The sequence below is a fragment of the Streptomyces sp. NPDC001393 genome, from assembly GCF_053597455.1.
On sequence record NZ_JBSFIH010000033.1, the window covers coordinates 44,338 to 65,467 of the forward strand.

General features: G+C 72.0%; 19 protein-coding genes. 13 read left to right on the top strand and 6 right to left on the bottom strand.

From position 1 onward, the window contains the following. The first annotated feature begins 124 nt into the window (after positions 1–124). From ACWC2T_RS29630 to ACWC2T_RS29665, 8 genes are all read left to right on the top strand, one after another. Positions 125–1,081 (top strand): hypothetical protein, encoded by a 957-nt coding sequence (locus tag ACWC2T_RS29630; RefSeq protein ID WP_450673411.1) that lies wholly within the window; start codon positions 125–127, stop codon positions 1,079–1,081. Positions 1,082–1,139: 58 nt separating this feature from the next. Next, positions 1,140–2,669, top strand: a complete 1,530-nt coding sequence (locus ACWC2T_RS29635; protein WP_450673412.1) for an amino acid permease — start codon at positions 1,140–1,142, stop codon at positions 2,667–2,669. 212 nt (positions 2,670–2,881) lie between these two features. Further along, positions 2,882–4,252, top strand: a complete 1,371-nt coding sequence (locus ACWC2T_RS29640; protein ID WP_450673413.1) for a peptidase C39 family protein — start codon at positions 2,882–2,884, stop codon at positions 4,250–4,252. Between the two features lie 68 nt (positions 4,253–4,320). Then, a complete protein-coding gene (locus ACWC2T_RS29645; protein WP_450673414.1) occupies positions 4,321–4,473 on the top strand; it encodes an SCO1431 family membrane protein in 153 nt (50 codons plus the stop codon). Positions 4,474–4,577: 104 nt separating this feature from the next. After that, positions 4,578–5,231 (top strand): TetR/AcrR family transcriptional regulator, encoded by a 654-nt coding sequence (locus ACWC2T_RS29650; protein WP_450673415.1) that lies wholly within the window; start codon positions 4,578–4,580, stop codon positions 5,229–5,231. 293 nt (positions 5,232–5,524) lie between these two features. Next, positions 5,525–6,697 (top strand): acyl-CoA dehydrogenase family protein, encoded by a 1,173-nt coding sequence (locus ACWC2T_RS29655; protein ID WP_450673416.1) that lies wholly within the window; start codon positions 5,525–5,527, stop codon positions 6,695–6,697. 342 nt (positions 6,698–7,039) lie between these two features. Next, positions 7,040–8,140: a hypothetical protein gene (locus ACWC2T_RS29660; protein ID WP_450673417.1), complete on the top strand. Its 1,101-nt coding sequence runs from the start codon at positions 7,040–7,042 to the stop codon at positions 8,138–8,140. A gap of 14 nt (positions 8,141–8,154) precedes the next feature. Further along, positions 8,155–9,252, top strand: coding sequence for a phosphotransferase family protein (locus ACWC2T_RS29665; RefSeq protein WP_450673418.1), 1,098 nt, complete (start codon positions 8,155–8,157; stop codon positions 9,250–9,252). Between the two features lie 6 nt (positions 9,253–9,258). Here the strand turns inward: ACWC2T_RS29665 and ACWC2T_RS29670 are convergent, their stop codons facing one another. Next, positions 9,259–9,693: a hypothetical protein gene (locus ACWC2T_RS29670; protein ID WP_450673419.1), complete on the bottom strand. Its 435-nt coding sequence runs from the start codon at positions 9,691–9,693 to the stop codon at positions 9,259–9,261. 244 nt (positions 9,694–9,937) lie between these two features. Between ACWC2T_RS29670 and ACWC2T_RS29675 the strand changes: the two genes are divergently transcribed. The 4 genes from ACWC2T_RS29675 (at position 9,938) to fxsA (ending at position 14,031) form a co-directional block, all read left to right on the top strand. Further along, a complete protein-coding gene (locus tag ACWC2T_RS29675; RefSeq protein WP_043498889.1) occupies positions 9,938–10,378 on the top strand; it encodes an Lrp/AsnC family transcriptional regulator in 441 nt (146 codons plus the stop codon). Positions 10,379–10,440: 62 nt separating this feature from the next. After that, the gene (locus tag ACWC2T_RS29680; protein ID WP_450673420.1) at positions 10,441–12,054 is read left to right on the top strand and encodes an amidohydrolase; all 1,614 of its coding nucleotides are present in this window, start codon (positions 10,441–10,443) and stop codon (positions 12,052–12,054) included. Between the two features lie 570 nt (positions 12,055–12,624). Beyond that, a complete protein-coding gene (locus ACWC2T_RS29685; RefSeq protein WP_450673421.1) occupies positions 12,625–13,422 on the top strand; it encodes a polyprenol monophosphomannose synthase in 798 nt (265 codons plus the stop codon). Positions 13,423–13,470: 48 nt separating this feature from the next. Next, the gene (gene fxsA, locus ACWC2T_RS29690; RefSeq protein WP_450673422.1) at positions 13,471–14,031 is read left to right on the top strand and encodes an FxsA family membrane protein; all 561 of its coding nucleotides are present in this window, start codon (positions 13,471–13,473) and stop codon (positions 14,029–14,031) included. 163 nt (positions 14,032–14,194) lie between these two features. Here fxsA and ACWC2T_RS29695 read toward each other — a convergent pair whose 3' ends face one another. From ACWC2T_RS29695 to yczE, 4 genes are all read right to left on the bottom strand, one after another. Beyond that, on the bottom strand, positions 14,195–14,569 hold the full coding sequence (locus tag ACWC2T_RS29695; RefSeq protein ID WP_003977404.1) for an RNA polymerase-binding protein RbpA: 375 nt from the start codon (positions 14,567–14,569) through the stop codon (positions 14,195–14,197). 278 nt (positions 14,570–14,847) lie between these two features. Beyond that, on the bottom strand, positions 14,848–16,194 hold the full coding sequence (locus ACWC2T_RS29700) for an MFS transporter (protein WP_450673423.1): 1,347 nt from the start codon (positions 16,192–16,194) through the stop codon (positions 14,848–14,850). Positions 16,195–16,257: 63 nt separating this feature from the next. Further along, complete coding sequence (locus ACWC2T_RS29705; RefSeq protein ID WP_450673424.1) at positions 16,258–17,034, bottom strand: glycerophosphodiester phosphodiesterase; 777 nt, start codon at positions 17,032–17,034, stop codon at positions 16,258–16,260. Then, the gene (yczE, locus tag ACWC2T_RS29710; protein WP_450673425.1) at positions 17,031–17,684 is read right to left on the bottom strand and encodes a membrane protein YczE; all 654 of its coding nucleotides are present in this window, start codon (positions 17,682–17,684) and stop codon (positions 17,031–17,033) included. The genes ACWC2T_RS29705 and yczE overlap by 4 nt, the downstream gene beginning before the upstream one ends. Positions 17,685–17,785: 101 nt before the next feature. On the opposite strand from yczE, the gene ACWC2T_RS29715 reads away from it, so the two are divergent. Further along, positions 17,786–19,294, top strand: a complete 1,509-nt coding sequence (locus ACWC2T_RS29715; protein ID WP_450673426.1) for an SCO1417 family MocR-like transcription factor — start codon at positions 17,786–17,788, stop codon at positions 19,292–19,294. Between the two features lie 208 nt (positions 19,295–19,502). Here the strand turns inward: ACWC2T_RS29715 and ACWC2T_RS29720 are convergent, their stop codons facing one another. After that, on the bottom strand, positions 19,503–21,125 hold the full coding sequence (locus tag ACWC2T_RS29720) for a hypothetical protein (protein ID WP_450673427.1): 1,623 nt from the start codon (positions 21,123–21,125) through the stop codon (positions 19,503–19,505). Positions 21,126–21,130 lie beyond the last annotated feature (5 nt).

Consider the following 21,130-nt stretch of genomic DNA (forward strand, 5'->3'; position numbering starts at 1 on the left):
CCCCGATAAACATTCGCGAATCCCCTGACCGATATGTCGAATTAGGCGTTCCGGGTGTGACCGCCGCTGAGTATGGTGCCTGAAGCGCAACCGCTGTGCGCCGTACGGGTACTGGCAGGGGGACATGGCCGCGGAGTTATTCGAAGGGCAGTACGTGTGGCACCCGGCGGCCGACGACCGTGTCCTGGCGAGCGCATGCGTCGACGTGCGTGCGGGTCGTTATCGATACGCGCACGAGGCCCTCGCCGAGACGCGCACCGACTTCGCCCTGCGCGCCCATCGCTCGCTGGTCCTCGCCTCCGAGGCGGCCGGCACCGACCTGGTCGAGCGCTGGCTCGCCGAGGAGCCGACGCCCGAGTCCGCGCTGATGTGGGCCCGGGTCGCGGTGCAGCGTGCGCTGCGGGCCGCCGATGCCCGCGACGAACGCGCCGAAGCGCTGGAGCGGATCGCGCTGACCGCCTGCGCCCGCGCCGCCGCCATGGCCCCCGACGACCCCACCCCCTGGGTCGCCAGGCTCGCCATGGCCCGGCTGCACCGGCTGCGCGACCCGGCCCCGCAGGGCCTGCTCACCGCCCCGCCCGGCCCCTGGCGGCTGTTCGCGCACGTCCTGTCGCTGGACTCCTGGCACCGCGAGGGCCACCACCGCTTCCTCTCCTTCTTCTTCACGCGCTACGGCGGCTCGGTCAACGCGGCCTGGGACGTGGCCGCCTTCCTCAGCCAGCGGGCCCCCGCCGACTCCGCCCTCCGACTGCTGCCCCTGGTGGCGCTGGTGGAGAGCTACAACCCCACCCAGTTGCTCGCCGACCGCGTCTGGGAACAACCGCAGTGGCGCTCCACCGCGCTGGCGATCTACCAGAACTGGCTGCCCGCGGTGGGCCGTTACCGCTTCACCCCGGTGCTCGACCTGGCCTACCTCGCGCACGCCCTGATCATGGGCCGGCGCGAGTTCGAGGCCCGGGCCGTGTTCACGGCGATGGGCCCGTACGCCTCGCGCATGCCCTGGAGCGCCTTCGGCGACCCGGCCGAGCAGCTCTCCCGGGCCCGGCGCGCCTGCGGACTGCCCGTCCCGCGGCCCGGTTGACCGCCGTTCGTCCCCTTTCCACCCCCACCGAGAGAAAGGCCGATCTGTGTCGGAACGGATGTCGACTCCACGGGCCAAGGCCCGCGGGGGAGAAGACCCGGTCGTGCTCGACGACGACGCGACCCTGCACGCGATGGGTTATCCGCGGAAACTCACCCGGCGCTTCCAGGCGTTCGACAATTTCGCGATCTCCTTCACCATCATCAATATCCTCTCGGGTATTTTCTCGTCCTTCGGATTCGGTATGAACGCGGGCGGCCCGCGCATTCTCGTGTTCGGCTGGATCGGGGTGTGCGTCATGGTGCTGCTCATCGGGGCGGCCATGGCGGAAGTGGCCTCGGCCTACCCGACGAGCGGTGCCCTGTATTTCTCCGCCGGTAAACTTGCAAAGCGGCACAAGGGGGCCTGGTCCTGGTTCACCGGCTGGCTGAACTTCGTGGGCCAGATCGGCGGGACCGCGGCCACCGGCTATGCGGCGGCCACCTTCATCCAGGCCTTCATCCAGCTGCAGTGGCCCTCCTACCGGGCGACCGCGCACCAGACGGTGCTGATCACGGCCCTGATCATCGTCGTACAGGGCCTCGCCAACACCTACACCGTGCAGCTCGTCGCCGTACTGAACCGCATTTCCGTGTGGTGGCTGCTGATCGGACTCGTCGTGATCGTGGGCGCACTCATAGTGATGCCCCATCATCATCAGCCTGCGTCGTTCGTGACGCATTTCGAGAACAACACCGGCTTCACGAACGGACTTTACGGCGGGATGCTCGGCCTGCTGGTCACCAGCTGGACGTTCACCGGGTTCGACGGCAGCTTCCACATGTCCGAGGAAACGGTCCACGCGACGGTCAACGCCCCCAGGGGGATCACCCGCGCCATCGGCTATTCGGCGATCACCGGTCTGATCCTGATGCTGGCACTGGTCTACAGCATCGGCGACTACGCCAAGGTGGCCGGTTCGGATGCGCCGCCGGTCCAGATTCTCATCGACGGCCTCGGACTCGGCACGGCCAAGGTGATGCTGCTCATCGTCATCGGCGCGATGCTCTTCTGCGGTCTCGCCAACCTCACCAGCAACACCCGGCAGATCTTCGCCTTCTCCCGCGACGGCGCCATGCCCGGCTCCCGCTGGTGGCACTCGGTCTCGCCGCGCACCCGTACGCCCGTGAAGGCGGTGTGGCTCGCGGTGGTCTGCTCGCTGGCCCTGGTCGTGCCCGGCTGGTGGTCGCACACCGCCTTCACCGCGATCGTCAGTGTCAACGTGGTCGGTCTCTTCCTTGCCTACGCCGTGCCGATCTTCCTGCGGCTGCGGCTCGGTGCCGCGTTCCAGCCCGGGCCCTGGCACCTGGGGCGCTGGGGCCGGCCGGTCGGCTGGCTCGCGGTGATCTGGATCGTGCTCAGCAGCGTCCTGTTCATGCTGCCGCAGGCCTCACCGATCACCGTCGACTCCTTCAACTACGCGCCGATCGCGCTCGCCGCCGTCCTGATCGTGGCGACAGTGTGGTGGTTCGCCACCGCCCGCCGCCGCTTCCAGGGGCCGATCAGCTATGGCCGGCCCGACGAGGTAGCGGCGATGGATCTCGTCTGATGCCGGGCCACCACGGGTGGCGCGGGGTGTTGTGCACCCACGCGGCGGAGCCGCAATGGGGTACCGCCCCGCGCCCCTTCGGGCCCTCCATTGGCCCAGACCAATATTGATGGCGTGGCATGCGCAGAAGTGCTGGCAGCGCCATGCCGCCTGCTCCATAGTTGGCGCACGAACCGCACCGGATCACCGGACACCTGGGGGTAATCGCGCCCATGAGCAGAGCCCGACAGCCGTCCCGCAGAACCGTCCTCACCGCAGCCGTCGCCGTGGCGGTGGCCGGCGGAACGGCCCCCGCTGCCGCCGCCGCGCCACGGCCCGCCTCCGACGCCGACGACCCCGGCCAGGCGCAGGCCCGCCCGATCGACTACCACGCCTGGACCACGTACCGCGAGTGGCGCCTCGGCGTCGCCCAGGGAGTCCGGGCCGTCGCCGGCGCCCGCCCCGGCGTCGTGATCGGCGTCCCCGCCGGCCGCACCGACTACACCGACCCGCACACCGGTACGACCGCCACCTGGGAGTACGCCACCTGGACTTCCCCGCTCCACCGGCTCACCGTCCCCGCCACCGAGGTCGTCTCCTCCTGGAACGCCCACACCCCCGAGGGCACCTGGCTCCAGGTGGAGCTCCAGGGCACGTACTCCGACGGCACCGAGACCCCCTGGTACGTGATGGGCCGCTGGGCAGCCGGTGACCAGGACATCAAGCGGACCTCGGTGGACGGCCAGGCCGACGGCAAGAGCACCATCTCCACCGACACCTTCGCCATCGACGACGCGAGCACCGGCCTGCGCCTGACGTCGTACCGGCTGCGCCTCACCCTCTACCGCAGGCCGGGGACGCATCTGACGCCGACCGTGTGGCGGCTGGGCGCCATGGGCTCCGACATCCCCGACCGCTTCACCGTCCCCGCCTCCACCCCCGGCCTCGCCCAGGAACTGTCCGTACCGCGCTACTCGCAGGAGATCCACAAGGGCCAGTACCCGCAGTACGACAACGGCGGCGAGGCCTGGTGCAGCCCCACCTCCTCGCAGATGATCATCGAGTACTGGGGCGGCCGGCTCACTCCGGGGCAGCTGTCCTGGGTCGACCCCTCCTACGCCGACCCGCAGGTGGACAACGCCGCCCGCTTCACCTACGACTACCAGTACCAGGGCTGCGGCAACTGGCCGTTCAACGCCGCCTACGCGGCCACTTTCGAGGGCCTGCAGGGCGTGGTCACCCGGCTCGCCTCGCTGACCGACCTGGAGACGCTGATCGCGGCCGGCATCCCGGCCATAACGTCCCAGTCGTTCCTGAAGACCGAACTGACCGGCGCCGGCTACGGCACCTCCGGCCATCTGATGACGGTGATCGGCTTCACCGCGGACGGCGACGTGATCGCGAACGACCCGGCCTCGCCGAGCGACGACGCGGTACGACGGGTCTATCTGCGCCGGGAGTTCGAGAACATCTGGCTGCGCACCAAGCGGTACAACGCCTCCGGCAAGGTCGTCTCCGGCACCGGGGGCGTCTGCTACCTCTACTTCCCGGCCCACCCGAGCCCGCGCCAGCGCACGGCGCTCGCGGCGGTGGGCGTGCGCTGACCAGGTGCGCGCGACCGTGTGAGCAAGCTCATCACCGCGGACGCCGTCGCGGGTGGCAAGGTGGCCAAATGGACATGACCGCAGCCTCGGCCACCGCCACCCGCGCCCGCACCCGCACCGGCGGCCCCCAGGAAGACGGCCCGAAGATCCTCGAGCACGTCATGGGCTGGGTCCTCGTGGCGGTCGTCGCGATGTTCGTGACCCAGCTCGGCCTGCTCTGACGCCCGGGCCCAGCCTGCTCCGAGTAGACCCGCTCACGTGTGCGGCATGTTCTGACATACTGCGGGGGTCCCGCCGACCGCCTGGAACAGGGTCGAAATTGAATATGCCGCCGCAGCGTGCCGCCGTCCGCCCCCGGATGCGCGGTACCGAGCGCTCCGTGGCCCGTCGCGCCGAACTGATCGCCATCGGGCGGAAGTTGTTCGCCGACACGTCCTACGACGCGCTGTCCATGGACGACATCGCCCGCCAGGCGCATGTCGCGAAGGGGCTGATCTACTACTACTTCCAGTCCAAGCGTGGCTATTATCTGGCGATCATCCGGGACTCCGTCGCCGACCTGGTCACGTTTGCCGCGAATGGCCTGGAGATGCCCGCCGTGGACCGGGTCCACCGCACCATCGACGGCTATCTGCGGTACGCCGAGCACCACCAGGCCGCGTACCGCACCATCGTCAGCGGCGGCGTCGGCTTCGACGCCGAGGTCCACGCCATCCGGGACGGCGTCCGCGAGGCGATCATCGCCACCATTGCCGAAGGGGCGTACGGCCGCAGCGACATCGCTCCGCTCGCCCGGATGGGCCTGCTCTCCTGGGTGTGCAGCGTCGAGGGCGCGACCCTGGACTGGATCGACCGCCCCGAGCTGTCCCGCGACACCATGCGCGAGCTGCTGGTGAAGATGCTCGGCGGCGCCCTGCGCGCGGTCGAGGAACTGGACCCGGCCTACCCGGCACCGCAGCCGGCCCGCCGCAACACCTGACGCACCCGGCCGCCGTGCCGCCGGGCATGGATTGGCATGAACGCGATGGTCTATCGACCGGGCCCACCTGCTGTTCGACCCGTACCCGAGGTTCCGACTGGATTCTTGAAGTAAGCGGTCGTTAACTGGTGACGGGAGGTCGCTGATCGGGCATACTCACAGCGCACAGCCGCTGGTCAGCCGCTTCCGAGACCCGGGAGCGGGCGCCTTCGGCATCACGGAACGACCAGGCGGAGCCGCCCCCACCCGAAGGGCCAGACCGCCGGTGCCCGACCAGGGAGGAGACCGACGCCATGTCCGACCGCGACCCGCAGCCGGTGGAGCGTCAGCTGCCGACGGAGGAGGCGCGGGATCTGCTCGCCCTCGTCCGGGACATCGCCCAGCGCGAGATCGCGCCGAAGGCCGCCGAGGAGGAGGACGCGGGCCGCTTCCCGCGCGAGGTCTTCACCCTGCTGTCCGAATCGGGCCTGCTCGGCCTGCCGTACGACTCCGAGTACGGCGGCGGCGACCAGCCCTACGAGGTCTACCTGCAGATCCTGGAGGAGCTGGCCGCGGCCCGGCTCACCGTGGGCCTCGGCGTCAGCGTGCACACGCTCGCCTCCTACGCGCTCGCCACCTACGGCACCAAGCAGCAGCAGGTCGAGCATCTGCCCGCCATGCTCGGCGGCGGCCTGCTCGGCGCGTACTGCCTCTCCGAGCCGTCCTCCGGTTCCGACGCGGCCTCGCTGCGGACCAAGGCCGTCCGCGACGGCGACCAGTGGGTGATCGACGGGACCAAGGCCTGGATCACGCATGGCGGCATCGCCGACTTCTACACCGTGATGGCCCGCACCGGCGAGGAGGGGCCGCGCGGGATCACCGCCTTCCTGGTTCCCGGCGACGCGCCGGGTCTGAGCGGCGCGCTGCCCGAGAAGAAGATGGGCATGAAGGGCTCGCCCACCGCGCAGGTCCACCTCGACGGCGTCCGCGTCGGCGACGACCGGCGGATCGGCGAGGAGGGCCAGGGCTTCTTCATCGCCCTGTCCGCCCTCGACTCCGGGCGGCTCGGCATCGCCGCCTGCGCGATCGGCCTCGCCCAGGCCGCCCTGGACGCGGCGGTCGCCTACGCCACCCAGCGCCGGCAGTTCGGCCACCCCATCGCCGACTTCCAGGGCCTGCGGTTCATGATCGCCGACATGGCCACCCAGATCGAGGCCGGCCGGGCGCTCTACCTCGCCGCGGCCCGGCTGCGCGACGCCGGCAAGCCGTTCGCCAAGCAGGCCGCCATGGCCAAGCTGCACTGCACCGACACGGCGATGAAGGTCACCACGGACGCCGTACAGATACTCGGCGGCTACGGCTACACCGCCGACTTCCCGGCCGAGCGCTATATGCGCGAGGCCAAGGTCCTGCAGATCGTCGAGGGCACCAACCAGATCCAGCGGATGGTCATCGCCCGTCACGTGGCGGGACCCGAAAGCCGCTGAACTGCCCGGTGAGGACGGTCGGGGCCGCCAGCCTGATCCATTCCGGATCGTGGCGGCCCGGCAGCGTCCGGCCCCGGTCGGCCCACATCCGCATGAGATCGCGGTAGATGGGCGGGTCCTGCGGCACGGGCGGCGGAACCGATTCTGCCGGGCGGGGGACGAAGATCCGGCGCTGACGCCCGGTGGCCGAGTGCAAGGCGGTCATGCCTGGGCAACGCGGCAGCGGCCGGACAGGTCACCACTCGGTGGAATCGAGCGTCAGTTCAGGCGCATCCGGTCCCCGCTCTGGCCTCCTGCGGTCAACTGACGTACCGTCAGCCGACCAGCGCCCAGGGGGTGACCGTGGCCGACGACCGTCCCGTACCGCTCGACGAGTACCCGGTGCACCAGGTACCGCTGTCCATGAAGCACGTGGCGACCGGCGACCGGAACGCCTACGACCGCTGCATCTTCCACGTCTTCGACCACGCCGGCCGCGCCCTGCTCATCCTCGGCCTCGGCGTCTACCCCAACCTCGGCGTGATCGACGCCTACGCGACCCTGCGCACGGGGGACACCCTGCACGCCGTGCGCGCCTCAGACGCCCTGGGCGAGGACCGGATGCGGCTCGCCGTCGGACCGCTACGCATCGAGGTCCCGCGGCCGCTGAAGGAACTGCGCCTGATCTGCGAGGACGAGCAGCTGTCGTACGAGCTCACCTGGACGGCCGCCTTCCCCGCCCTCTGGGAGCCGCACCACCTCCAGCGCCGCGGCGACCGGCTCACCCTGGAGGGCCGCCGCTTCGTCCAGGCGGGTACCGCGGAGGGCGTCGTCCGGGCCGGGGGAGCGGAGTTCCGGGTCACCGCGGACGACTGGACCGGCACCCGGGACCGCAGCTGGGGCGTGCGGCCCGTGCCGGGTGAGGACGGCGGGCGGCTCGCCGCGGACCACCCCACCGAGGGTTTCCACTGGATCTGGTGCCCGGTCCGCTTCGACGACCGCTTCCTGATGGTCATCACCCAGGAGGACGCCGACGGCCACCGCTCGCTGAACGAAGCGACCGAGGTCCGCCCCGGCCGGCGCGACCGCCAGCTGGGCTGGCCGCAGGCCGAGATCGGCTACCGCTCCGGCACCCGCCACCCGCAGCGGGCGGTCATCCATCTGGGGGACGCACGGGAATCACGCAAGCTTGACGTCGAGATCCTGGCCTCCTCGCCGCTCGCCCTCGGCGCGGGCTATCCCCCGGCGGACGACTGGCAGCACGGGACCTGGCGCGGGCCCGGCTGGACCGACCGGCGCAGCTACGACATGACCCTGCCCCACCCGCTGGCCGGTTACGGCGTCACCGACCACTCCGCCCGCTTCCGGCTCGACGGGCAGATGGGTCACGGCATCTTCGAGCACGGCTCGTTCGGCCGGCACGACCCGAGCGGCTTCACCGGTTTCGACTCGGTCGCGCCTTGAGGAAGGGGAGCCGTATGGCCACGGCACCGCGTCCCCGTACGACCACCCGAGATCCCGATGAGCTCGCCCGGCGCCTGACCGCGTGGCTCGGCACCCGGCTGCCCGGCGCCAAGGCGACCGGCGTCACCGTCCCGGCCTCCAACGGCATGTCCAGCGAGACCCTGCTGTTCGACCTCGAGCACCCCGAAGCGCCCTGCCGGGCCTGCGCGTTGCGGCTCGCGGCGGACCCTGCCGCATACACCGTCTTCCCCGAGTACGACATGGCCCGGCAGTACCGCACCCTGCACCTGGTGGCCGAGCACACCGACGTGCCCGTGCCCCGGGTGCTGTGGCTGGAGGAGGACCCGGGCCCGCTCGGGGCGCCGTTCTTCGTCATGGAACGGGCCGCCGGCCGCGTGCCGCCGGACGTCATGCCGTACACCTACGAGGGCAGTTGGCTGCACGGGGCGAGCGACGCCGAACGCGAGCACCTGGAGGCCGAGACCGTCGGGCTGCTCGCCCGCCTGCACGACCAAGTGCCCGTCGCCGAGGCCAGCTTCCTCGCCACGCCCGGTCCGGGCGACGCGCTGCGCCGCCATGTGACCGCCCAACGCGCCTACTACTCCTGGGTGATCGACGGCCTGCCCCGCTCACCCCTCATCGAGGCCGCCTTCGACCGGCTGGAGGAGCTGTGGCCGCGCGAGGCGGGCGAAGCCGTCCTCAGCTGGGGTGACGCGCGCATCGGAAACATCGTCTACGACGGGTTCGACCCCGTCGCCGTCCTGGACTGGGAGATGGCGGCACTCGCCCCGCGCGAGGTCGACCTCGGCTGGATCGTCTATCTGCACCGCTTCTTCCACGACCTCACGGTCGCCTCCGGGCAGCGCGGACTGCCGGACCTCCTGCGCCGGGACCGCGTCGAGGCACGCTACGCACGCCTGACCGGTCACACGCCACGGGACATGGACTTCCACACCCTCTACGCCGCCCTGCGGCATGCGATCGTCATGCTCCGCATCGCCTACCGGCAGGCGCACTTCGGGGAGGTCGCCGTCCCGGCGGATCCGGACACACTGATCCTGCACCACGGCAGCCTGCGCGCCATGGTGCGGGGCACGTACTGGACGCGGTGAGGCGGCTCAGGCGGCCTGACGGCGCATCGCCGGTACGCGCATCGGGCGCGAGCCCGGGCCGCCGACGTGGGAGAACGGCTGCTTGCGCCAGTCCAGACCCTGCGGGAGCGTCAGCAGCAGGGCGGTGTCCTGCTCCTGCGGCGTGACGGACTCGTCCGCGGGGCGGGCGTCGGCCGCCGAACGGCCCGTGCCCGCACAGACCGTGAGACCGAACGGGTTCCACGGCGAGGCGCACAGCGCGTGCTCGGGCAGGACCCGCTCGTCCGCCAGGAGCGCGATCGGCTGGGCGCAGTCCGGGCAGATCACCCGGTACATCTCGAAGGTGTCGTAGGCGTCCGCTTCGTCGTCGAGGGCGTCGGGTTCGACGCCCTCCGGCTCGGGCTCGACGACCGGCTGCTGCCGCTTGGACGCGGATCGACCAGGGCGATGGACACTCTGCATGGGATTCTCCCCCTAAGGCTGGGCCGTGACGGCGCTGCGGCCTCGACCACAGCAAGCACTTCCCGCCCGCCCTCGGCGGTAATCACGAGGGCATCACGGAGCCTGCCCGTGGTGTGTGGCGTTCGTCACATGCCGGGTGCAGGTGCGCACTGCGGGCCTTATGCGTTGCCTTTTGTATCGAACCGGCCATGACCTGCGCTCTCGGCTATCCCAGGAGATCAAGCGCACTGTAGGTTTTGGCGCCATGGAGGAGCTGGACCGACAGATCGTGCAGCTGCTCGTCAAGGACGGGCGGATGAGCTACACAGACCTGGGCAAGGCCACGGGCCTGTCCACGTCGGCCGTGCACCAGCGGGTGCGCCGGCTGGAACAGCGTGGCGTCATCCGCGGCTACGCCGCGGTGGTCGACCCGGAGGCCGTCGGGCTGCCGCTCACCGCGTTCATCTCGGTGAAACCGTTCGACCCCAGCGCCCCCGACGACATCGCGGACCGCCTCGCCGGCGTCCCCGAGATCGAGGCCTGCCACAGCGTCGCGGGCGACGAGAACTACATCCTCAAGGTCCGCGTGGCGACCCCGCACGAACTGGAAGAGCTGCTGGCGAGGCTGCGCGGTCTCGCGGGGGTCTCGACGCGCACGACGGTGGTCCTGTCGACGCCGTACGAAGCACGGCCTCCCCGGATCTGACCCAGGGGTTGCGACACGCCCCCGGTGCGGCTCCGCCCCGACGGCAGGAGAAACTGTCCGCCATGAGCGACCGCACCGCCGAGCCCGAACCCGCCCAGACCGTCCTCCTGCGCCGAGGAGAGGTGCACAGCCCCGCGGACCCCTTCGCCACGGCGATGGTGGTGGAGCGCGGCCAAGTCGCCTGGGTCGGCTCGGAGGGCGCCGCCGACGCCTTCGCCGACGGCGTGGACGAGGTGATCGACCTCGACGGCGCCCTCGTCACCCCGGCCTTCACCGACGCCCATGTGCACACCACCGCCACCGGTCTCGCCCTGACCGGCCTGGACCTGTCCGGCGCACCCTCCCTGGGGGCGGCCCTCGCCCTGGTCCGCGACTTCGCCGCCGCCCGCCCGGACGACCGCGTCCTGCTGGGCCATGGCTGGGACGCCGCCCGCTGGCCCGGCGGCCGCCCGCCGACCCGCGCCGAACTCGACCGGGCCACCGGCGGCCGTCCGCTGTACCTCTCCCGCATCGACGTGCACTCGGCGGTCGTCACCACCGCCCTGCTGGACCTGATCGGCGGCGACGTCCCGCGCGAGGACGCCCCGCTCACCCGGGACGCCCATCACGCCGTTCGCGAGGCCGCCCTCGCCGCCATCACCCCCGCCCAGCGCACGGAGGCCCAGCGCACCGCCCTCGCCCACGCGGCCTCCCTCGGCATCGGCTCGGTGCACGAGTGCGGCGGCCCGCAGATCTCCTCCGAGGAGGACTTCACCGGCCTGCTGCGGTTCGCCGCCGAGGTGCCCGGCCCGCGCGTGGTGGGCTACTGGGCCGAACGGAACGTCGAGCGGGCACGGGACCTCGGCGCCGTGGGGGCGGCGGGCGACCTCTTCGCCGACGGCGCCCTCGGCTCGCACACCGCCTGCCTGCACGAGCCCTACGCCGACGCCGACCACTCCGGCATCGCCTACCTGGACGCCGAGGCCGTCGCCGCCCATGTCGTCGCCTGCACCGAGGCGGGCCTGCAGGCCGGTTTCCACGCCATCGGCGACGCCGCCGTGACCACCGTCGTGGAAGGCGTGCGTGCCGCGGCGGAGAAGCTCGGCCTCGCCCGGATCCGCGCCGCCCGGCATCGCGTCGAGCACGCCGAAATGCTCACCCCCGAGACCGTCGCGGGCTTCGCCGAGCTGGGCCTGATCGCCTCCGTCCAGCCCGCCTTCGACGCGCTGTGGGGCGGCGAGGACGGCATGTACGCCCGGCGGCTGGGCGCCGAGCGGGCCCGTACCCTCAACCCCTTCGCGGCCCTCCTGCGCGCCGGTGTGCCCCTCGCCTTCGGCTCCGACAGCCCGGTCACCCCGCTCGACCCGTGGGGCACCGTCCGGGCCGCCGCGTTCCACCACACGCCGGACCACCGGGTCTCCGTCCGGGCCGCCTTCACGGCGCACACGCGCGGGGGCTGGCGGGCCGTGGGCCGGGACGACGCCGGCGTCCTGGTGCCGGGCGCGCCCGCCGACTACGCGGTCTGGCGCACCGACGAGCTGGTCGTCCAGGCCCCCGACGACCGGGTGGCCCGCTGGTCGACCGACCCGCGCTCCGGCACGCCCGGCCTGCCGGACCTCACCCCGGGTCGTGACCTGCCGGTCTGTCTGCGCACCGTGGTGGGCGGACGGACGGTGTTCGTACGGCCGGGCGAGTGATCTACGGGGGTGGCGCGGCGGCGATCAGGTGCCGCTTCGCCACCGCCCGACCTGCGCATCCTCCCCGAAGGCGGCCTAGTCCGGGCCGTCGTCGCAGGTCAGGCGGCTGTTGACAGTCGACGGCCGGGGGCCGGTAGGTTCGGCCGAGTCCACCACCGGACGCCCGACCGGGGAGCGTTCGCGCAACTCGGCGCAGCGCCGCTGGGTCAGGGACGGTGTGCCGCACCGGGCACCGTCGCTGGGAGCCAGGCTCAGCGCCCGCGCCGCCGAGGGAACGTTCCAGCCGGTCGGCAAGGTGTGACCCGGGTGGGGCCCGTGCGCTCAGTAGACAACGGCTTTCGGTCGATCCGCAGCCAGCGGGTCCCAGGTCGGCCCGAAGGGCGCCGGGCCCCCATCCGCCGCGGCCGGGAAAGCGATCGGGAAAGCGGCCCCGGCGCGCCGTGAAGGTGCCGAAACACCGATTCTTACCCCCCTCTTGCGGAATCGACACCGCCCTGGGCACGAGTCGGTGTGTCTTACCAGGCGGTGGCCACTATGGTGGACCCCTGCGTACGACCAGAAGGGGCAGCAGTGAACGACGGCGACGGGACCCTGGCGGCCAAGGCCCAGGCAAGGCACTTCGGTCCGCTCGGAACGGCCTTGGTGATCATTCCGACCTATAACGAGGCGGAGAACATCAAGACCATCGTCGGCCGGGTGCGCAAGGCCGTCCCCGAGGCGCACGTGCTGATCGCGGACGACAACAGCCCCGACGGCACCGGCAAGCTCGCCGACGAGCTGGCCGCCGAGGACGACCAGGTCCAGGTGCTGCACCGCAAGGGCAAGGAAGGTCTCGGCGCCGCCTACCTCGCGGGCTTCCGCTGGGGCATGGAGCACGGCTACGGCGTGCTGATCGAGATGGACGCCGACGGCTCGCACCAGCCCGAGGAACTGCCCCGGCTGCTGACCGCCCTCCAGGGCGCCGACCTGGTGCTCGGCTCGCGCTGGGTGCCCGGCGGGCGAACCGTGAACTGGCCCAAGTCCCGCCAGTTCATCTCCCGCGGCGGCAGCTTCTACTCCCGCCTCGCCCTGGGCCTGCCGCTGCGCGACATCACCGGCGGCTACCGCGCCTTCCGCCGCGAGACGCTCGAGGGGTTGGGCCTGGACGAGGTCGCCTCGCAGGGCTACTGCTTCCAGGTCGACCTGGCCCGCCGCGCGGTCAAGGCCGGCTTCCATGTGGTCGAGGTGCCCATCACCTTCGTGGAGCGCGAACTCGGCGACTCCAAGATGAGCAAGAACATCGTGGTCGAGGCGCTGTGGCGGGTCACCGCCTGGGGCGCGAGCGACCGGCTCGCCAAGCTCACCGGCAAGAACAAGCGGAACGCGTAGGGGCATCCCCTTATCTGGCGCTGAGCCGCCGCCAGGCACACTGGGAGCATGACGACTGGCGCTCCCACCTCTCCGTACACCGCTGCCCGCCCCCGGCGCTCCCGGCTGCGTAGGTATCTGCCTCTGGGTATCGCCGCCTGGCTGGTGCTGGAGATCTGGCTGCTGACCCAGGTGGCGGGGGCGGCCGGGGGGCTTGCGGTGTTCCTGCTGCTCGTCGCGGGCCTCATGGCCGGCTCCGTGGTCATCAAACGGGCCGGCCGCCGTGCCTTCCAGAGCCTGAACGAGGCGTTGCAGCGAGGCGGTTCACCGGAGCGCGGCGGCGGCAATGGCCTGATGATGCTCGGCGGCCTGCTGCTGATCATCCCCGGCCTGGTCTCCGACGTGGCCGGCCTGCTCCTGCTGCTGCCCCCGGTGCAGAGGGCCGTGAGCCGGTACGCGGAGAACGCCCTGGACAAGAGGCTGCGCACGGCGGCCCCGGGCAGCCTCGGCGACGCCTTCCAGCAGGCCCGCATCCGCCGTCCCGACGGCAAGGTGGTGCAGGGCGAGGTCATCCGGGAGGACCGGCCCGGGCCGGGGGACCAGCAGCAGCGCCCGCCGCTGTCCCGCTGAGCACGGCGGCCGTACGACACCGCGGGCTATGGACAGACGAAACCCCGGGCTGCGGACAGACGAGACCCGGGCTGAGGGCACACGAAACCGCGGGCGCCGTACGCGATTCACGTACGGCGCCCGCGGTTTCGTGTGCGCTGTATCTCGGCCCAGCCCGCAGGGACTACGCCGACTTGCGGCTGTCCCGAGGGTGAACGGCGATGTTCATCGCCCCCGAGCGCAGAACCGCCAGGCGCTCCTCGAGGACCTCTTCGAGCTCCTCACGGGTGCGCCGCTCCATCAGCATGTCCCAGTGGGTACGCGCGGGCTTGGCCTTCTTCTCCTCAGGGCCGTCGCCGTCGACGAGGAGTGCCTGGGCTCCGCAGACCTTGCACTCCCACTCCGGCGGGATCTCCGCCTCGACCGAGAAGGGCATCTCGAACCGGTGCCCCTTCTCGCATGCGTACTCCACGGCCTGGCGCGGGGCCAGGTCGATACCGCGGTCCGTCTCGTAGCTGGTCACCACGAGGCGCGTACCGCGAAGAGCTCGCTCACTCATGAATCGTGCCTCCCGGGCTTGTCGCCCACAGGACAGGTGTCGCTGTCGTCGTCATCCGGTCAACGTCCGGTCGGCGGTAAAGATTCCCGTTCCGTGTCCCGTTCCGGGTCATGCGTCGCCGTCGTAGCCGCCCCTTGTTCTACCCACCGGCGCCCGGTTTGTCACATCTGCTAGCAGATGTCACCCAGCGTTTCGGCATCTTTGACGCGCAGTAACGGTACGCCTGGCAGGCCAAAGGCGTACACTACCGCCCTTTCGCGTTGAGCGCTAAATCAGTGCTAAATCTTCTCCGGAACCGGGTTGCCCGCCTCGCCGATCGCCCGCCGTACCGGGACCCGCGCCAGCAGCACGAAGCCGATGACGAAGAAGGCCACCAGCGAGATGATCGCGGACCGATAGCTTCCGGTCAGCTGGTAGGTCATCCCGAACAGCAGCGGCCCGAGCCAGCTCATCCCGCGGTCGCTCAGCTCGTACGCCGAGAAGTACTCGGCCTCCTTGCCGGGCGGCACGAGATGGGAGAACAGCGACCGGGACAGCGCCTGGCTGCCGCCGAGGACCAGGCCGATCCCGGCGGCCAGCACGAAGAAGAACACCGGCGTCCTCGCGGGCAGGAAGTAACCGGCCGCCAGCGTCACCGTCCACGCCACCAGCGAGCCCAGGATCGTCCGCTGGGCGCCGTACGTCCGCGCCAGCCGGCCCATCGCCAGCGCCCCGGCCACGGCCAGCACCTGCACCAGCAGCACGGCCACGATGAGCGTCGACTGGCTGAGTCCCAGTTCCTGGGAGCCGTAGACGGAAGCCTGGGTGATCACCGTCTGGATGCCGTCGTTGTAGATGAGGTACGCCAGCAGAAAGGCGAGCGTCAGCGGATGCCGGCGCATGTCCCGGACCGTCGCGGCGAGCTGTCTGAGCCCGGGTGCCGTGCCGCGCTCCACGCGCGCGTGCCGGTCCCGCAGCCGGCGCAGCGGTATGAGCGTGAACGCACCCCACCACAGGCCCGCCGAGGCCAGGCAGACGCGGACCGCGGCCGTCTCGCTCAGGCCGAAGGAGTCGTGCGCCGAGTACAGGACCAGGTTGGCGACCAGGACCGTGGAGCCCGCGCCGTAGCCGAAGGCCCAGCCCCGTGAGGAGACCGCGTCCCGCTCCTCGGGTGGGGCGATCTGCGGCAGATAGGAGTTGTAGAGCATCATCCCGACGGACTGCGCCGCGTTGGCCACCACCAGCAGCACCCCGCCGAGCAGGTACCGGTCGCCGTCCAGGAAGAACATGCCCGTGGTCGCGGCGGCCCCGGTGTACGCCGCCGCCGCGAGCAGCGGCTTCTTGCGTCCGGTGCGGTCGGCCGCGCTGCCCACGATCGGCATCACCACGACCGCCAGGATCACCGACAGGGACACCGAGTAGGCGAAGAAGGAACCCGCCCGGACCGGGACGCCCAGCGGATGCACATAGCCGTCGGCGTCCGCGGCCCGCTCGGCGACCGCGGTGAGGTAGGGGCCCAGGAAGACCGTCACCACGCTCGTCGAATAGACCGAGCAGGCCCAGTCGTAGAAATACCAGCCGCGCTGCTCGCGCCGGAGGCCGGCGGCGTCGTCCGCCGCGGCCGTCCGCACGGTGTCCGTGCTCACCCGTGCCCTCGCTTCCCCGCTCAACTGCTCAAGTGCGAAGGCTCGGGCCCGGACGCCGGGCGGTCAGGCCCAGACGCCGCGCTCCTCCATGACCTTGCGCAACGTGTCGATGTGATCGGTCATGATGCCATCGACTCCCAAGTCCAGGAGCCGGTGCATGCGCTTGGGTTCGTTGACCGTCCACACGTGCACCTGCAGCCCGTACGCGTGGGCGGCGCGGACGAAGCGGTGGTCGACCACCGGGACGCCCGACTGTGCCTCGGGCACCTGGGCGGCGACGGCGGACCGGCGCACGGCGGCCGGCAGGCCCCAGGAGCGCAGCCGCAGGCTGAGGACCCCGAGGGTGCCGAACGAGGTGGCCAGCTTCGGCCCGGCCAGGCGCTGGGCGCGCAGCACGCGGGCCTCGGAGAACGAGCCCACGCAGACCCGGTCCCAGGCGCCCGTGCGCTCGATCAGCTCCAGGAAGGGGCGCAGGGCGGGCTCCGCCTTGACGTCGACGTTCCAGCGGACCTCGGGGAAGGTCTCCAGCAACTCCTCGAACAGCGGCACCGGTTCCCGGCCGGCCACGCGCGCGTGCCGCACGTCCTCCCACGGCAGGTCCGCGATGCGGCCCGCACCGTCGGTGACCCGGTCCAGCGTCGAGTCGTGGAAGGCGACGAGCCGCCCGTCGGCCGTGGCGTGCACGTCGGTCTCGATGTAGCGGTAGCCCAGCTCGACCGCGCGCCGGAACTGCGCCACGGTGTTCTCCAGCCCGTCGGCGGCCCCACCGCGGTGGGCGAAGGGGATCGGGCCGGGATGGTCGAGGTAGGGGTGGCGTATGGGCGGCTTCGTGAGGGTCACGGCCGCAGTATGACCTGTTCCGGTGTCGAGGTGGCAAAGACCGTGCTGCGGCCCGGTGCCGGCGGCACGGCGAACACCCGCAGGAACAGCTGCGCCAGCGGCCCGATCGAGACGGCGTAGAGCACGGTGCCGACGCCGATGGTGCCGCCCAGCAGGAACCCGGTGACCACCACCGCGACCTCGATCCCGGTCCGCATCAGCCGGATCGAGCGGCCGGTACGCCGGTGCAGACCGGTCATCAGCCCGTCGCGGGGGCCGGGACCGAAGCGTGCCGCGATGTACAGGCCCGTCGCCGCGCCGTTCAGCACGATCCCGGCGAGCAGGAGCGGGACGCGTACGGCGAGGGAGTGCGCGTCCGGGACGAGGGCGAGCGTGCCGTCCATGGCGAGGCCGATGACGAAGACATTGGAGACGGTGCCCAGCCCGGGGCGCTGGCGCAGCGGGATCCACAGCAGCAGCACCGCCGCTCCCACGATGATCGACACGACGCCGATGGTCAGCCCGGTGAGCTCGGCGAGCCCCTGGTGCAGCACGTTCCAGGGCTCCAGGCCCAGGCCCGCCTCGACGAGCAGGGCGGAACTGGCGCCGTAGAGCGTGAGCCCGGCGTACAGCTGGATCAATCGCCGTCCGAGACGGCACGAAGTGGACACGAAGGACCCCCTGGGTGGTGGCGGTGGCCTGACGCATGTCACTCTGTGGCTTGGGAAGAATCGCCATCCATGGCCAATTCGGGGAAGGTGGACTGATCGTCATGGCGCAGTGGACCTCTGCGATGGGTGCCGCGCAGCTCGCCCGGCTGCTCAAGTCCCAGCAGGACCGCCCGGCCGGACCCGGCACCCGCCGCCCGCCCGCCTACCGTGCTCTCGCCGACGGCATCCGCCTGCTGGTGCTCGAAGGCCGCGTCCCGGTGGCCGCCCGCCTGCCCGCCGAACGCGAACTGGCCCTGGCTCTCTCCGTCAGCCGCACCACCGTCGCGGCCGCGTACGAGGCGCTGCGCGGCGAGGGCTTCCTGGAGTCCCGGCGCGGCGCCGGCAGCTGGACCGCCGTACCGGCCGGCAACCCACTGCCCGCCCGTGGTCTGGAGCCGCTGCCCCCCGAGGCCCTGGGCTCGATGATCGACCTCGGCTGTGCCTCGCTGCCGGCCCCCGAGCCGTGGCTCACCCGCGCCGTGCAGGGCGCCCTGGAGGAACTGCCGCCGTACGCCCACACACACGGCGACTACCCGGCCGGACTGCCCGCGCTGCGCTCGATGATCGCCGAGCGCTACACCGCGAGCGGGATCCCCACCATGCCCGAGCAGATCATGGTGACCACGGGCGCGATGGGCGCGATCGACGCGATCTGCCACCTCTTCGCCGGGCGCGGTGAACGCATCGCGGTCGAGTCGCCGTCCTACGCGAACATCCTCCAGCTGATGCGGGAGGCCGGCGCCCGCCTGGTTCCCGTCGCGATGGCCGAGGGGCTGTCCGGCTGGGACATGGACCGCTGGCGCCAGGTCCTGCGTGAGGCCGCGCCCCGTCTCGCGTACGTCGTCGCCGACTTCCACAACCCCACCGGCGCGCTCGCCGACGAGGACCAGCGGCGGAGGCTGGTGGACGCGGCGCGGTCGGCCGGCACGGTGCTGGTCGCCGACGAGACGATGACCGAGCTGTGGCTGGACGAGGAGCTCGCGGACGGCGCGATGCCGCGCCGGGTCTGCGCCTTCGATCCGGCCGGCTCGACCGTCATCACGGTCGGCTCGGCGAGCAAGGCGTTCTGGGCGGGCATGCGGATCGGCTGGGTGCGGGCGGCCCCGGATGTCATCCGCAGCCTGGTCGCCGCGCGGGCGTACGCCGATCTCGGTACGCCGGTGCTGGAGCAGCTCGCCGTCAACTGGCTTTTCAGCACGGGGGGTTGGCAGCAGGCGGTGGAGCTGCGCCGGGCCCAGGCCCGCGAGAACCGGGACGCGCTGGTGGCGGCGATCCGGCGCGAGCTGCCGACGTGGGAGTTCAACGTCCCGCAGGGCGGGCTGACCCTGTGGGTCCGCGCCGGGGGCCTGTCCGGCTCGCGCCTCGCCGAAGCGGGCGAGCGGACCGGCGTCCGCGTCCCCTCCGGCCCCCGCTTCGGCGTGGACGGCGCGTTCGAGGGCTATCTCCGGCTGCCGTTCACCGTCGGGGGAGCTGTGGCGGAGGAGGCGGCGGTCCGCCTTGCGGCGGCGGCCCGGCTGGTGGAGAGCGGTGGTACGGGGGGTGTGGAGGCGCCGGGCACGTTCGTCGCTTAGGCCGGGCGCCTCAGAGCTCGGGGCGCCGGGTGCTTCGGCGACTGCGGGCGCGTGGGGGCTTGTCGCGCAGTTCCCCGCGCCCCTTTGGGGCGCTGCCCGGCCGCAGCTCCCTAGGGGCGCGGGGCTGTGTTGACATGCGGCTCCGCCGCGTGGGCGCGACAAGCCACGACGGACCCGCACCCGGCAGCCGGTCCGAACCCCAACGGTGCTACCCCGCGGCTTCCGCAGCCACCGCCGGCTTCGTGAGATCCGCCGGCTGTGAAGGCTCCGTCGGCTGCGGTGGCTCCGTCGGCTCGGCCCCCACGGCAGTGGTCCGCGCGGGCAGCAGCTCCAGCACCGCCTGCCGGTCGGCGTCACTGGTCGCGTCGTCGTACGGATCCGGCGTCCGCGGCACCTGCAGCCGGTGCACCGGCCCCGACCCCAGCCGCGCGTACCCGCGGCCCGGCGGCACCTGCCCGAGCGGTCTCGTGTGCGGCGGAGCGCCCAGTACCGCCTCCACCTGCCGAGGCGCCGCGGACCCGAGCACGACACGCGCGCGTGTGTGCTGCCGTACCGCGTCGGTCAGGGCCTGCGCGCTGTCGAACTGCTCGGCCACGACGACGGTCACGTTCGCGGCACGGCCGTGCCGCAGCGGCACCTGGAGCAGCGCCTGCGGGTCCTTGCGGCCGTCCGCCGCGGCGAGGTGGGCGAAGACGGACGGGCGGTCCAGCAGGATCCACAGCGGACGGCGGGCGTCGGCCGGTGGCGGGTCGCCCGCCTGCCGGGCCAGGTTGACGGCGATGAGCCGCCGCTCGGTCTCCTGTGCCGCCCACTCCAGGCTCGCCAGCGCACCGGGCAGCGCGCACTCCACCGCCAGCACGCCGTCCCGGCCGGTCAGGCACGCGTACTCGCCGGTGCCGCCGCCGTCGACGATCAGGACGTCGCCGTACTGGAGGGCCTGCAGGGCGATGGAGCGCAGCAGGGTCGAGGTGCCGCTTCCGGGGTGGCCCATGGCCAGCAGATGCGGCTCGGTGGAGCGGATGCCGGTGCGCCAGACGACCGGCGGCACGTCGATCTGTTCCTCCCCGTAGGAGAGCGGGAGCGTGCGCTGGACCTCGCTGGGGTCGGTGAAGCCGAGGACGGTCTCGCCGGGTGTGGTGACGAAGTGCTGGGCCGGGATGTCGGCGGGCAGGGGCGGGAGGACGGTGACGGTGAGCTGGTTGCCCTCCTCGTCCCAGGCGAAGTGGTACTCGCGGCCCCGGCCGGCCTTCGCGGTGAGCAGCTGCTCGATCCGCATGCGGGCCTCGGACTCGCCGTCCGGGAAGTACGCGGGGTAACGGATCACGAGATGCCCGATGCGCCCGTCGCCGTCGAACTCGTGGGCGGGGAAGGCCTTCTGCCACTCTCCGCCGTGCGCGTACAGCGGTGCCGGGTCCTCGGGGCCGGCGAAGTACGGCACCAGGGCCTCGTACAGGGACTGGAGCCGTTCGATCTGCGACTCGTCGGGCCCCTCGGGGGCCGGCGGGGTGCGGTCACGGCCCTGCCAGGCTGCTGCCGCCATGACGGCGATGACGGCGAGGAGCGGCCCGTACGGCACCAGCGCCACGGCCAGCATGACGGAGGCCACGAGGAACAGCAGTGGGCCACGCCTGTCCTGGGGTGTCTCCGCCCATCTGCGCCGCCCGGCCGAGGCCAGCCGGCGCAGCCCGCGCGAGACGGTGATGAGCGGGTGGAGGACATCGGTCGCGCTGTCGGCCGCCGTCCGGGCCAGCTCCCGGCTCCGGGCGAGCTGCGTCCGGGCGAGCTGGGCGCTGTCCTTGCTCAGAATGCGGGGGAGAGGGCGCCGGGCCACTGCTG